We start from the raw sequence: 15,470 nt of genomic DNA, 5'->3' as shown, positions 1-15,470 counted from the left end.
ATTTGTAATCCGAGGAACCTTCCAAAGGTTAGTCAGAAAGTGGAAATGGATATTATTTACGCTTACTCTTCAATTCAAAAGATCCATTGGAGGGTTGATTTAAGGTTCTCTCTCCGTCTTGCTGGCATTGAGTCATCGTATTTAATTTGAAATTAAGGGCCAGCGCGGGGAAGGGGTCGGTGTATCAAGATCCGTGGGTTAAAACCCACGGCTATTTAATCGTCCGCTCATATGGAGCTTTACTGCGAATTCGAATGAAGGTAAATCTTGCCGCAGGCATATCTTAATCTATCTTGAAAAATATCTTTCTAAGCTGCTCGAGATTTGCAATCTCGAGCTCCTATTGTAGGATTTGTAATCCGAAGAACCCTCCAAAAGTTAGTCAGAAAGTGGAAATGGATATTATTTACGCCAACTCTTCAATTCAAAAGATCCATTGGAGGGTTGATTTAAGGTTCTCTTTCCGTCTTGCTGGCATTGAGTCATCGTTTCCGATTTGAAATTAAGGGCCAGCGCTGGGAAGGGGTCGGTGTATCAAGATCCGTGGGTTAAAACCCACGGCTATTTAATCGTCCGCTCCTATGGAGCTTTTGCAGCGTGTTCAATCGAAGGTCTATCTTGCCGAAGGCATATCTTGATATTATCTTGAAAAAAATCTTTTGGAAAAATCCCCCTTGCCCCCTTTCCAAAAGATCAAGTTCTAAATTGAATTTATGTTTTCAAAGGGGGAATTGACCCGTATTTCGCCGCAGGCGTATTTCTATCTATTTCTACTGTACTTCAACTAAAATCCCCCTTGCCCCCTTTCCAAAAGATCAAGTTCTAAATTGAATTTATGTTTTCAAAGGGGGAATTGACCCGTATTTCGCCGAAGGCGTATTTCTAAATATTTCTACTGTATTTCAAATAAAATCCCCCTTGCTCCCTTTTACAAAGCTTTCGTCCTAAACCTTATTTACATTTTCAAAGGGGGAATTGACCCGTATCTTGCCAAAGGCATATCTTCAAATTATCTTGAAAAGTATCTTTTCTACTATTTCGCCTAGGCATATTTCTATCTATTTCTACTGTATTTCTCTAGATAAATATGTCGCCGCAGGCATATCTTGATAATATCTTTAAAAAGTATCTTATCAAATTACCCCCTCAATCTCACAGAGGACTTTCTAACCAATAACTCTGTTTCCAAAGTCAAGGCATCTTTCACCTCTTCAGGATTCACTTTCTTTTCGATGATGTCGAGTAGCATCTCGGTTGCTTTGGCACCCATATTAAATCCTGGCTGGGCCACAGAGGATAGGCTTGGCTCTATCATGGAACAAAACTGCCAATTGCTGAAACCAACGATTCCTACATCTTCTGGAACTCGTAATCCCGCCGCTTTGCATGCTAGCATGGCTCCTACAGCTGCCATGTCATTATTTCCAAAGAAGGCATCAGGCTTTTGCTTGAGATTATCCAGTAGTGATTTGGTGATTTTCTGCCCCTCATCACTAGTTCCGATAGGACATTCCACAATCAGTTCTTCGTTAATGGCAATTCCATAATTTTTTAATGCATCTCTATATCCTCTTTCCCGTTCTTGGCTGATTTTTAGATTTTTGGGACCAGCTAAATGGACAATTCTGGAATATCCTTGGGTGATTAAATGGGAAACAGCATCAAAGGCACCCTGATAATCATCCACCATCACATTGATAGCATTTGGAATTTCTGGAACTCGGTCGAAAAAGACTATGGGATATCCTTGATCCAATAATCTTGAAAAGTGGTTGAAATCTTTTGTTTCCTTTGAATAGCTCACCAAAAAACCATCAATCTGATTGGAAAGCATGGTGTCAATACTTGATTGTTCCCGGTCTAATTTCTCATTGGTTTGAGTCAAAATCACATTATATCCCCGGGAGTAAGCCACCTCCTCAATTCCGGAAATTACAGTGGAAAAAAAGAAATGCACAACTTCAGGAATAATCACGCCTATGGTAAAAGACCGACTTTTTCTTAAGGAAAGTGCAATGGCATTGGGCCTGTAATTCAGTTTCTTAGCAAGCTCTTTTACCTTACGCTTGGTCTCATCACTGATTCCCGGATAGTCTTTCAAAGCTCGCGAAACAGTAGAGGAAGAGACATTTAGCTCCCTTGCGATATCCTTGATAGTGGCTTGTTCAATCTTCATAAAATTATAATATTCCCAGAATTGAATATATGGCTATTTGATCCAAAATGGATAAGTAAATAACAGCCATTTTTTTTGATTTTCAGCAAAATACTGAAACCAAAGGAATTAAGTGAAAAAAATCTTTTGAAATGCAAACGTTGACGCAAACGATTGCAATAAAAAATTAGGTGGGTTCAAGACTCAGTCTATTGTTTTCTTTTTTTTACTCACTTATTATTTGAAAGGATTAAGACATAACTCCTTTTGAAAAACCCAGAATTAAAGAGTTGAAATTGTCTTTTTCCAAGAATTCATAAAACATTAACAAAAACACCAAAATCTTTTACAAACTCTTACACGCTATGAAAGCATTCAAAAGATTAAGCCTTATTGCAGCGATAATTCCTGTGATTTGGGGATGTGACAATTACGAAATGCCTCCAATTATTCCACAAACGGGAGCAACTTTGAGCAGCCCTGCGAATGGATCAAGTTTAGTTTTAAATTCCCAAGACCCTGAGGAATTAATTCCATTTACTGTTACTGCCGCTGATTTTGGAATGCAAGGCACAGTAACTTATTCTTTGGAAATGGATTTGGCTGGAGCAAATTTCGCAAAGCCAATTGCATTGGGAAGTAGTACTTCCAATATTATCGAGGTACTTACATCCAAGATCAACGATGAATTAATCGCTAAAGGTGCAGCTTTTGATGTACCTGTAAATGTGGATTTCCGCGTAAAGTCTACGATCAATCAGCCTCTTTCTCCAATTTTCGGAGAAGTAGTAACTCTTGCTGTTACTCCCTTCAATACAGATGTAGAATTTCCTGTAATGTATGTACCTGGAGATTATCAGGGATGGAATCCAGAAAATGAAATGACTGTATTGAAATCTGTGAATTTCGATGATGTTTATGAAGGATATGTACACATTTTACCTGGAGGTACTGGTGAATTCAAAGTAAATGAGACCAATAGTTGGGATGTCAACTACGGAGACAATGGTGCCAACGGTACGCTGGATAGGGATGGTGATAATATCAAAGTTACCAAGTTCGGGACTTTCTTCATGAAAGTAGACTTGGCTGCTAAAACCTATACTTTAAGTGAACCACTTTACTGGGGAATCATCGGCGACGCCACTGCAGGTGGTTGGGACTCTGAAACCAAAATGCAGTTTGACAGAGAAAACAATGTTTTGAAAATCACAGCTGATTTAAAGAAAGGCGAAATGAAATTTAGAGCCAATCAAAGCTGGAGCCATAATTATGGTGGCGCTAATGGTGAATTAACTGCAGATGGAGCAAACATTCAGGTAGCTGAAGCGGGTAAATACACTGTGACGCTTAACTTTACCGAGCCGGGAGCTGTGACTTACACATTGACTAAGAACTAAAAGGCTATTTTATTCTAAGAAACCGACTGGAGTCATTTTCTACTCTAGTCGGTTATTTCCATTTCAGGAAATCATTACCTTGAAGATTAAAGTTTGAATTTTGAAGTCTCAGGATAAATTATAATCACCTTTTAATACAGGCTATTTTGCCGCTGAATAGAAATTAATTCCCCAATGAAAAAAAGTCTACTCTTTCTCGTTTCCCTAGTATTTTTTGCCTTTAATCCTGGCCTGTTTGCTCAGGTTACTACCGAGCCGGCTGTACCCAATGCGTCTCAAAAAATCAAAATCATTTATGATGCATCAAAAGGTACAAGCGGTTTAAAAGATTGTAATTGCGATGTTTTTATACACATAGGAGCGGTTACTCAAGGTCCCGCTTCGACAACATGGTCTATAGTTCCTTTTCAGTGGGGAACCAATGACCCAAAAGCCAAAATGACTAAGGTAGCTGGGCAGGCCAATATTTACACTTATGAACTAACACCGGATACTTTTTTTGACAATCCAAATGGTCTAACCATTTATCGTTTGGGGCTGGTTTTTAGAAATGTAGATGGTACCAAGGAAGGGAAAACTTCCGCAAATGGAGACTTTTTTGTTGACCTGGCGCAAGGATTTACTGTTCAGATTACCAATCCAAGTGGGCCCTCCATTTCTTTGGAAGAAGGCGAAAATTTCACTTTTAAAGCACAAACTTCTGCTCCTGCTGATATCAGTTTTGAATTGAATGGCACCGAGGTAAAAAAAGCCAGTAATGTGGAAGTATTGGAGTATGCTTACACAGCCACGACTGCGGGAAATTATACTTTGACGGCAAAGGCTGTTCAGGGTTCGAATACAGATACAGAGTCTGTAAATATCGTAGTTTTTGGAGCTTCAGAGGTAGCAGCCTTGCCAAGTGGAGCGAGATTAGGGATCAATTATATTTCTGACACGGAGGTTATTTTGGCTTTGCAGGCGCCTGGGAAAAAATTAGCCCATGTAATAGGAGATTTTAACGACTGGAAAGTTTTGCCTGAGTATCAAATGAAAAGAACCCCGGATGGGGAAATATTCTGGTTAAAATTGGAAGGTTTGACCCCAAAGCAAGAATACATTTTTCAGTATTTGGTGGATGCAAGTATTAGAATAGGAGATCCATATGCTGACAAAACCTCAGATCCATTCAATGACCAGGAAATTATTCAACAAAATAGGCATCCTGGTTTAAAACCTTATCCAACTGGAAAAACAGAATTTCAAGCTACCTATCTACAAACTGCCCAGGATAAGTATGCTTGGAAGAACACCACCTATACAAAGCCATCTCCCGAGAAATTGGTCATTTATGAACTTTTGGTCAGAGATTTTGATGAGAAAAGAACTTATCAGGCTGTAATTGATCGATTGGATTATCTAAAAGACTTGGGTGTCAATGCCATAGAATTAATGCCTGTAGGGGAATTTGAAGGGAATTTATCCTGGGGCTACAATCCTTCTTTCTTTTTTGCACCTGATAAATATTACGGAACCAAAAATGATTTGAAACGCCTAATAGATGAAGCTCATGGAAAAGGAATCATGATCATTTTGGATATGGTGTTAAACCATGCCTTTGGTCAAAATCCCATGGTTCGACTTTTTAATGATGGAGATTATGGAGCTCCAACTGAGGACAATCCTTGGTTTAACCGGGTGGCAAAACACCCATTTAATGTAGGCTACGATTTCAATCATGAAAGTAAATACACCCAGGCTTTTGTAGATTCGGTCAACAATTATTGGTTGACGGAATACAAGGTAGACGGCTTCCGTTTTGATTTATCCAAAGGATTCACCCAAGTCAACACAGGAGACAATGTTGGGCTTTGGTCTCAATATGACCCTAGCAGAGTCAAGATCTGGAAGCATATTTACGATAAAATAAAAGCCAATCACCCCGATGCTTATGTGATTTTGGAGCATTTGGCAGTCAATGAAGAGGAAAAAGAGCTGGCGGATTATGGGATGATGTTTTGGGGAAATATGAATTTCGATTTTCGTGAAATGGCAAAGGGGGAAAACAAGGACTTTTCCTGGGCTTCCCATAAAAACCGAAATTGGAACGAGCCCAACTTAGTTGCTTACATGGAATCCCATGATGAGGAAAGAGTAATGTGGGAATCTTTAAATTTTGGGAAAACTTCTCCCATCAATATCAAGCAATTGGAAAATGCCGTCAACAGAAATCAATTATTGACTGCTTTTTACTTTGCTGTTCCCGGGCCTAAAATGATCTGGCAGTTTGGAGAGTTTGGCTATGATCTGGAGCTGAATAATGATCGATTAGGAATCAAACCTACCCGATGGAATTATTTGGATCAGCCACAAAGACAGCGCCTTTTCAAATTATATCAGGAAATGATCAAGTTGAAAAAGGATCATCAGGCTTTCAACAAACCCAATAAATCCAGTTTGAGTCTAAGCGGAGCGGTAAAATCCATTATTCTAGAGCATCCGGATATGGATGTGGTTCTTCACGGGAATTTTGGGCTTTCCAATGCAGGAAATGTTAGCCTCTCTTTTCCTAGGACTGGAACATGGTACAATTATTTTACCGGAGAGGAATTCAATGTGAGCAGTACTACAGTAAACTTTAATCTTAGACCTTCTGAGTTTGTGCTTTTCACTAGCAAAAAGCTCCCTAAGCCTAACCCGGGAATTGTTCAGGAAGATTTTGTGACTTCAGTTCCTAAGGAAATAATCCCGGCCGGTGAGTTCAAACTCTATCCAAATCCGGCAGCACAACAGCTGAATGTGCAGTTGCCTGAAGGAATGACTGCTGCCAATTTTCGCATAGTAGATATGAGCGGAAGAGTAATGTATTCAGGAGAAAGTAGGGGAATTGATCAGATTTTAGAATTCGATTTGGGTAATTTTAAGTCGGGTATTTATATCTTTGAAGCGTTTGACAACAGACGGGTGCTGCATCAGCGCTTTATTAAGGATTAACCAAACCTAATAACATGAAATTTAAACCAGGAGTAAAATACGGACAGGAGCTCAGAGATTTGTATGCTTATGCAAAGGAAAATGAGTTTGCAATGCCGGCGGTAAATGTAATTGGTACCAATTCAGTGAATGCTGTATTGGAAACAGCCAAGAAAGTGAATTCCCCGGTGATCATTCAGTTTTCCAATGGAGGAGCACAATTTTTCGCAGGAAAAGGATTAGCAAATGAAAAGCAGCAGGCAAGTATAGCAGGTGCTGTATCCGGTGCGCATCACGTGCATCAGATGGCCGAAGCTTATGGTGTGCCTGTGATTTTGCACACAGATCATGCGGCTTTGAAGTTATTGCCTTGGATTGATGGAATGCTGGAAGCAGGGAAAGCCTATTATGCAACTCACAAGAAACCATTGTTCTCTTCCCACATGCTGGATCTTTCAGAAGAGCCTTTGGAAGAAAACGTGGAAATCTCCTGCAAGTATTTCAGAGAGTTTGAAAAGCTTCAAATGGCTATCGAAATCGAGCTTGGGGTAACTGGCGGGGAAGAAGATGGAGTTGATAACACGGATGTGGACTCCTCCAAACTATATACTCAGCCTGAAGAAGTGGCTTATGCTTATGAGCATTTGAAACAAATTGGTGACTTGTTTACTATTGCTGCTGCTTTTGGAAATGTTCATGGTGTATACAAGCCAGGAAATGTCAGCCTGAAACCAATTATTTTGAAAAACTCTCAGGACTATATCAATGAGAAATACGGGACAAACGGGAAGCCATTGAACTTTGTGTTCCACGGAGGTTCAGGTTCATCAGTAGAGGAAATCAGAGAAGCTAATTCTTATGGTTCTATCAAAATGAACATTGACACCGATATGCAATGGGCTATGTGGGAAGGTGTTCTTCATTATTACAAAAAGAACGAAGGCTATCTTCAAACCCAGTTGGGCAACCCAGAAGGTGCTGATAGCCCTAACAAAAAATATTATGACCCACGTGTTTGGTTGAGAAAAGGCGAAGAGAACTTTGTGAAACGCCTGGAAATGGCCTTTGACATGCTCAACGCGGTCAATAAAAACTAAAATAGACCTCAAAAAAGTCACTTTAATCGGTGACTTTTTTATTGATCTGCTCCGACTGAATTGGAGGAAATAAAAGAATGTGATTATCCGCAATCATGCCAGTTACCTTATTTTCTTTGCTTGACCGATTGGAAGACCGATGACCGAAGACCGAAGACTGAAGCTTCGGGATTCTGATCCATTTAGCTGACAATAAGCCATATTTTATTGTTTCTTGTAAGAAAGCGGATATCCATATAAAAGAAAATCAATCGAAATATATCAAAGTGTTCATTGTTCAGAGTTAAGAGACGCTGCTCATGAACCTTGAACTCTGAACTTTGAATCATTAATCCCATGAAATGCCCATGAGTAAAAATCTCACACAGGGGGATGACTATTCGGGGCATTCCATCTGACCTCTAAAAAACAAATTATAAACAGATGAAATCATCCATCTTATTAACCTCCATGGTATCAATTGCGATAGCCTCTGCTTGTACTCAAAACGAAAAGCCTGAAGTGAAAAACTATTGGCCAGAAGCAGGAGTGACCTATGAGATTTTTGTTCAGTCCTTTGCAGATTCCAATGGGGATGGAATTGGGGATTTCAATGGAGTAACGGAAAAACTCGATTATGTCAAGGAATTAGGAGCCGATGCAATTTGGTTTATGCCAATCATGCCTTCACCGACATATCATAAATATGATGTTACGGATTACAAAGCTGTGCATCCTGATTATGGTACACTGGAGGATTTTAAGAGATTATTGGCAGAAGCCCATAAGCGGGATATTAAGATTGTGATCGATATGATTATCAATCATACTTCAAATCAGCACCCTTGGTTTTTGGAATCTAAGTCTGGAAGAGATAATCCTTATAGAGATTATTATGTGTGGGCTCAAAAAGATACCATTGCTGATTTTTTAGATAAAAAGGTCATTACACTTGATTCTGACAATATCCGTCAATGGCATGATCCGGGGCAAGGAGAGGATTATTATTATGGATTTTTTTGGGGAGGAATGCCGGATTTGAATTTTGATAATCCTAAGGTTAGAGAGGAAATCTATGATATAGGTAGATTTTGGTTAGAAGAAGTCGGTGTGGATGGGTTTAGATTAGATGCTGCAAAGCATATTTTCCCTGACGATAGACCTTTAGATAATCATGCTTTCTGGAAAGAGTTTCGAGAAAAAATGGAGGCTATCAAGCCCGATGTGTACTTGGTAGGGGAGGTTTATGATAAGAAAGAGGTTGTTGCTCCTTATTTGCCAGGCTTGCCTGCATTATTCAATTTTGATTTTCACTACACACTTTTAGAAGCATTTGAGAAAGAAGATGGGATGCTTTTGGCGAAAAAGCAGAAAGAGATCATTGACTTTTACCAAAATATCACGCCTAACTTTATTGATGCTACCATATCATCCAATCATGATCAGCCTCGTTTGCTGAATGAACTGGGGTCGGATCCATCCAAAATGAAGCAGGCGGCAGCCATTTTATTAACCATGCCAGGAGCACCCTATATTTATTATGGGGAGGAGATAGGAATGTTGGGTTTGAAGCCCGATGAGCATATTCGAGAACCGTTTTTATGGGATGTGAAAGAAAAAGATCAGTGGAGGGCTACTTGGATAGAGCCTAAATACAGTACTGATGAGACTGTTACCCCTTTGGCTTTGCAAAGAGAAGATCCAAAAAGCTATTTCAATCATTATAAGGATTTGATTGCTTTGAGAAATTCACATCCGGCTTTAGCAATAGGAGAGATGATTCTACCTGAACAAGAATTCCCTAAATCTGTGATGGCTTACTTTAGAAAGTCCGGCGATCAAGAGATTTTTGTTATTCATAACATTGGTTCGAATGAGGTAGATGTAGAGCTTCCAGAAGGTTACAAAGAGGTCATATTTGGCTTGGGCGATGGAATCAATGTCAATGGTAATTTAAATTTGAAAGGATTTGCTTCGAGGGTTTATCTGAAAAATATATAATTGAGGAATAATCTCTCGCAAAGGCGCGGCGACGCAAAGTTTTTTTAAATCCCGTAGGGATTTAAGCTAGGTAGTAAAATATCCAAAGGGAACCATTGCCATGCCGTAGGTATGGAACAAGAGATTCAAGAAATCAAAGACTTTAAATCTAGTAGATTTAATTTTGGTTTTTTTCGGATTACAAATCCTACAATAGGAGAAATACAGTAGAAATATTTTGAAATACGCCTTCGGCGAAATAATTGGAATAACTCGATAAGATTTAAAGATCTTTTTCAAGATATTATCAAGGTATGCCTTTGGCAAGATTAATCACTGGTTGTAATCGAATCAAAAGCTCCATTGGAGCGAGCTATCAAATAGCCGTGGGTTTTAACCCACGGAAAAGAAATCCGAACCCTCCCCCAGCGCTGGCCTGAAATCAACGTTTGGAAATGAAATCAAAATGCCAGCAAGACAATCGAAAGCCTCATTTTAACCCTCCAAAGGGAATAATATCTCGCAAGGGCGCAGCGCCGCAAAATTCCCTAAATCCCGGAGGGATTCAAGATAGGTAGCTAATTGATTCACGTTTTCTTTTCCATGGCGTAGGTATGGCACAAGAGATTCAAAAAAACAATTATTCAATGCCTAGGGAATTTTACTTTGAGGTTTCTTTGGATTACAAATCCTACGATAGGGCCTCGGAATTGCAAATTCCGAGGAGCAAGTAAATTTTCCCAGGATTAAAAATCCTACGATAGGAGCTCGAGATTGCAAACCTCGAGCAGCAAGCGCAGTTAGGTTTAATTTTAGTTTATTCTACCAAATTAGAGTAATATTTTTTGGGATTTTGGCTATGTTTGCCCTTTGATTTTACATCTGTCCATTAATAAAAAGTATATGCGGAAGATAGGAGCGTGGGTAGTTTATGCCCTGGTTTTTTTTGCAGCAATCAGCTGCGTTTCCAATGAAAAGGTTATTTACCTTCAAAATCTTGAAAACAATCAACCTATCAATGAAGGAGAATTGATCTCCTATGAAATTCCTGAATATAGACTTCAATACAATGATATTATTGATGTCAATATTCAAACAGCAGAAGATATGCTTCAATCTGGTTTTGGTAATAAAGTTGTTGCTGGAAATAACCAAATGCAAATGGCTGCACAATCAGGTGGCGATATTTATTACATGACGGGTTATACAGTAGATAAAAATGGTTTTATCAGGCTTCCAATTATCGGTGAAGTCCAGGTAAAAGATAAAACCATTGATGAAGCCAGAGTCATAATTGAAAGCAAATTGAGAGAGTTTCTCAAAAATGAGCTTTATGTGAAAGTTAAACTTGGAGGTATTCGTTATTCTGCACTAGGCGAGTTTAGAAGACCTGGTAAATTTGTGGTTTTGCAGGACAGAATGACGATTTTCGAAGCAATCGCTAATGCCGGTGATTTGACAACTGTAGCTAAAAGAGATGAGGTCTTGTTGATTAGACAGTACCCTGAAGGCACCAAGCTTCATCGAATCAATCTAAATGACAGATCAATTATACAGTCTCCTTTTTATTTTATTCAGCCAAATGATCAATTGTATGTGGAGCCTATGAAAGTAAGGGAAGTGGGTGCCGGTGAAAATGCGGCCCAATCTTTATCCTTAATTATCTCCGCTATCACAGTTGCGGTTCTATTGATCAATACCTTTACACGTTAAATATGTATCCTAATCAAGTTCAAGGAAACAATCCCAACCCCAATCCATTTTTGGTTCAGCAGGAAGATGAAATAGATCTTAAGGCTCTACTTTTTAATTATTTGACCTATTGGCCACTTATTGTCATTTTCGCCTTTTTAGGTGTTTTAGTGGCTTTTTTATTCAATAGATACACTACACCTATTTATAAAGTGGAATCTACTGTTTTGGTGGTAGATGATAAACCTACGCTAGGCGCTGACCTTTTTGAATCCGCTGGATTGGGAATTCAAGGAAAGAGTAATATTGATAATGAAACAGGAATTATCAAATCCTACTCTTTGGCAGAAAGCGCTGTTTCACAAATGGATTTGAATGTTTCTTACTATAAAGAAGGCTTTTTAAAAGTTACTCAAGTTTATGGAAATGTTCCTGTTTACGTCTCAGTTGACTGGACTAAACCACAACTGGTAGGTGGAATGTTTAGGCTGGAGGTTATAGATGAATCCAGCTTCGAACTTTCAGTAGAGAATGATCAATTTTCTGTTTTTCAACCAAAGGACCCATTCTATAAAAGTAATTTTGAGGGGTTTGAATTGCCTAAATCCATTTATTCTTTTGGTGAAAATATTCAGGGGGAATATTATGAGTTTAAAATAAGTCAAATTTCAGCATTGCCTGGTGAGGTATTCTTTTTCAAAATGATTGACACGCCTTCACTTGCTTTGAAAATGAAGAATGATCTTCAGGTTAACCCCTTGAATAAGCAAGCTTCAATCCTTACGCTAAGCCTCGAAACACCTTTGAGGAGGTTGGGCGAAAATTACATCAATACGCTGATGGATAAGTATTTGGAGCGGGAGTTGGAAGAGAAAAACCAGGCCTCAGAAAATACGATTCGATTTATTGAGCAACAATTAAGCGGTATTACAGATTCTTTGCAGTTTTCTGAAAAGCAATTGCAGGATTATAGATCCAAGAATAAGATTTTTAATCTTTCTCAGGAAGGTTCTATCATTTTTGAAAGGCTGAATGACTTAGAACAGGAGAGGAGCCAGGCTGAATTGAATCTGAAATATTATCAAACTCTCAAATCCTATTTGGGAAATAATCAGGTAGGAGATTTGGTAGCTCCTTCCATTATTGGGGCGAATGACCCTTTGTTAAGTGCTTTGGTGCAAAACCTCTCCGAATTACAGGCAGATAGAGTTCGAATCACCGCTAATTTTTCAGATCAAACGCCTCAGGTAAGAGATATCAATGCCAGAATTGAAAGTACTTCCAAGGCTTTGATGGAAAATGTGAATTCAGCAATAAGGAATACCCAAAATTTATTAGCGGATCTTAATGGTAGAATTCGATCCATTGAAAGAGATATCAATGCATTGCCGGAGACTGAAAGAAACCTCTTAGGTTATCAGCGTCAGTTTACCATCAATGAAAATATCTATGTGTATTTGTTGCAGAAAAAAGCTGAGGCAGAAATTACTAAAGCATCCAATATGCCCAAGAATAAAATCTTGGATTTTGCTAAGGCTTCTCAGCAACCAGTAGCACCCAAAACTAGCTTAAATTTATTGATAGGATTGATTTTAGGATTGATTTTACCGATTGGATTTATTACCATTAAAGATTTCCTAAATACCAAAATTGAAGATCCTAAAGAACTGGAACACCAGATTAAGGTGCCACTGATTGGGATGGTTGGAAGGAGCAATACAGAAGACAACCTTCCAGTATTGAATAGCCCTAGATCGACCGTGACAGAATCATTCCGATCTTTGCGTGCTGACATGTCCTATTTGAGCCCTAATAAGGATAAACTGACCATTTTGTTCACATCCAGTATTTCAGGAGAAGGTAAAACTTTTGTGTCCATTAATATGGCTTCAGTTTTCTCTTTGATGGGTAAAAAGACCATTTTGATAGGTTTGGATTTGAGAAAGCCAAAAATCGCTGAGGATTTCAACTTGCCGAATGATAAGGGTATGAGTACTGCATTAAGTACCAATATAGATTGGCGAGAAGTAGTTAAGTCATCTGGACATAAGGATTTGGATGTGATCCTTTCAGGCCCTATTCCTCCAAACCCTGCTGAATTGCTTTTACAAGATAAATTCAGTCAGATTATCAAAGAGATCAAGGAAGAATATGATGTGGTGGTATTTGACTGTCCGCCAGTAGGACTTGTGTCTGAAACCAAAGAGCTATTTGCCTATTCTGACATCAACTTCTTTGTATTCCGTCAAGGTTACTCCATGAAGGGAAATACCGCAATTCTCAATAATCTGGTTGAAAAAGGCGGAGTCTCCAAGATGTATGGTATTCTGAACGATGTTCATATTGACAAAGGATATGGCTATGGATACGGTTACGGCTATGGCTACGGGTATGGCAACAATTCCTATGGATACCATGAAGAGATCCCTCTTCCTTGGTGGAAAAGGGCATTAAGGAGGAGAGGTTGATATTCTTGCCGGTCCCTTTGTAAAGGGAAATACAGTAGAAATATTTAGAAATACGCCTGCGGTGAAATAGAAAAAGAAATACAGTAGAAATAGAAGAAATATGCCTTCGACGAAATAGAAAAAGAAATACAGTAGAAATAGAAGAAATATGCCTGCGGCGAAATATGGGTCAATTCCCCCTTTGGAATATTGCACAAGGTTGGGAAGACGTGTAAAATCAAAGGGGGGCAGGGGGATTTTTCCAGAAGATATTTTTCAAGATATTATCAAGATATGCCTGCGGCAAGATAAACCTTCGAAGGAAGACGCTTCTAAAGCTCCTTGGGAGCGGGCTATTAAATAGCCGTGGGTTTTAACCCACGGAAAAGAAATCCAAACCCTTCCCCAGCGCGCAGGACAGGTTTAACCCTCCAAGGGATCTTTTGAATTAAGGAGTCAATCATTAAAAAATCCTCGTGCCATTTTCCTTACTAACCCTTGGAGGGTTTCTTCCTTTCAATAGCCATTCATAAATTTGATTTTATCGGATTAAAAATCCTACGATAGGGCCTCGGAATTGCTCCCGACTACTGTCGTGGATCCGAGGAGCAGCGAGCAGCACCGCAAAGTTTTTTTAATCCCGTAGGGATTATAGCTCGGTAGCTAATTGATTCACGTTTTCTTTTCCATGCCGTAGGTATGGAACAAGAGATTCTAAAAACCTTTAATCAAAGCTTAGGGAATTCAACTTTGAGATTTTATCGGATTAAAAATCCTACGATAAGGCCTCGGAATTACAAATTCCGAGGAGCTCAGATCTAAAGATGTTTTTCAAGATATTATCAAGATATGCCTTCGGCGAGATACGGGTCAATTCCCCCTTTGAAAATGTAAATAAGGTTTAGGACGAAAGCTTTGTAAAAGGGGGCAAGGGGGATTTTAGTTGAAATACAGTAGAAATAAATTGAAATACGCCTAAGGCGAAATATTTATTCCCGACGCATTTTTTGAATTGCAATAGAGAAGATATTTTTCAAGATATTATCAAGATATGCCTTCGGCAAGATAGACCTTTGGTCGAATTCGGATCAAAAGCTCCAAAGGAGCGTAATTTATTAGCCCTGGGTGAAACCCAGGGATATAATCGCCAACGAAAATTACCCAGCGCTGGCCCGAGATCTCCCTATGGAAATGAGGTTTTGTGCCAGCAAGACAATCGAGAGCCTTAAATCAACCCTCCAAGGGATTTTTCTGGTAAAGGTGTCAATAAAATAAAACTAAACCATATATCTAACCAACCCTTGGAGGGTTTCTTCCTTTCAATAGCCATTCATAGATGTGATATTATCGGATTAAAAATCCTACGATAGGACCTCGGAATTACAAATTCCGAGGAACCGAAATTCAACTTTGAGATTTTTTCGGATCACAAATCCTACGATAGGGCCTCGGAATTGCTCCCGACTACTGTCGTGGATTCGAGGAGAAGGTCTGGTTTAACACTCCAAGGGATTTTTTAAATTAAGGACTCGATCAAAAAAAATACTCGGACCACTTTTCTGATTAAGCCTTGGAGGGTCCTCTTTTTAATATCTATTGCAGAATTCTTACACTTATTGTATTTTTTGTCACACTTATCAGCTCAAAAACTAATTTGTATTTATTTTCATTAAGATTGCATTAAATCTTGATAGCACAATTAGTTTTCAGGAATAAAAAATTACAAATTCCTCATTTAGCAATACCCAAAATGCTTGTCCATTTCCAA

The 15,470-nt window shown here is 38.9% G+C and carries 7 protein-coding genes; 6 read left to right on the top strand and 1 reads right to left on the bottom strand.

Features of this window, described 5'->3' with window-relative positions; genetic code table 11:
* Positions 1-1,138: 1,138 nt before the first annotated feature.
* Positions 1,139-2,176 carry a LacI family DNA-binding transcriptional regulator gene (locus B2906_RS12795; protein WP_144607061.1) on the bottom strand — a complete coding sequence of 346 codons (1,038 nt, stop codon included), beginning with the start codon at positions 2,174-2,176 and terminating at the stop codon, positions 1,139-1,141.
* A 344-nt stretch (positions 2,177-2,520) separates the two neighbouring features.
* Between B2906_RS12795 and B2906_RS12790 the strand changes: the two genes are divergently transcribed.
* From B2906_RS12790 to B2906_RS12765, 6 genes are all read left to right on the top strand, one after another.
* Positions 2,521-3,555 carry a SusE domain-containing protein gene (locus B2906_RS12790; RefSeq protein WP_286939972.1) on the top strand — a complete coding sequence of 345 codons (1,035 nt, stop codon included), beginning with the start codon at positions 2,521-2,523 and terminating at the stop codon, positions 3,553-3,555.
* A 174-nt stretch (positions 3,556-3,729) separates the two neighbouring features.
* Positions 3,730-6,528: an alpha-amylase family glycosyl hydrolase gene (locus B2906_RS12785; protein ID WP_286939970.1), complete on the top strand. Its 2,799-nt coding sequence runs from the start codon at positions 3,730-3,732 to the stop codon at positions 6,526-6,528.
* A gap of 14 nt (positions 6,529-6,542) precedes the next feature.
* Positions 6,543-7,604: a class II fructose-bisphosphate aldolase gene (fbaA, locus tag B2906_RS12780; RefSeq protein WP_286939969.1), complete on the top strand. Its 1,062-nt coding sequence runs from the start codon at positions 6,543-6,545 to the stop codon at positions 7,602-7,604.
* 423 nt (positions 7,605-8,027) lie between these two features.
* On the top strand, positions 8,028-9,584 hold the full coding sequence (locus B2906_RS12775; RefSeq protein WP_414631666.1) for an alpha-amylase family glycosyl hydrolase: 1,557 nt from the start codon (positions 8,028-8,030) through the stop codon (positions 9,582-9,584).
* 882 nt (positions 9,585-10,466) lie between these two features.
* Positions 10,467-11,276, top strand: coding sequence for a polysaccharide biosynthesis/export family protein (locus B2906_RS12770; protein ID WP_286939967.1), 810 nt, complete (start codon positions 10,467-10,469; stop codon positions 11,274-11,276).
* Positions 11,277-11,278: 2 nt separating this feature from the next.
* Positions 11,279-13,723, top strand: a complete 2,445-nt coding sequence (locus B2906_RS12765) for a GumC family protein (RefSeq protein WP_286939965.1) — start codon at positions 11,279-11,281, stop codon at positions 13,721-13,723.
* Positions 13,724-15,470 lie beyond the last annotated feature (1,747 nt).

Source organism: Algoriphagus sp. UBA3586 (assembly GCF_002376385.1).
Lineage (GTDB): Bacteria > Bacteroidota > Bacteroidia > Cytophagales > Cyclobacteriaceae > Algoriphagus > Algoriphagus ornithinivorans.
Note: the sequence above shows the minus strand (reverse complement) of the source record. Positions and strands in the feature narration are given on the sequence as shown.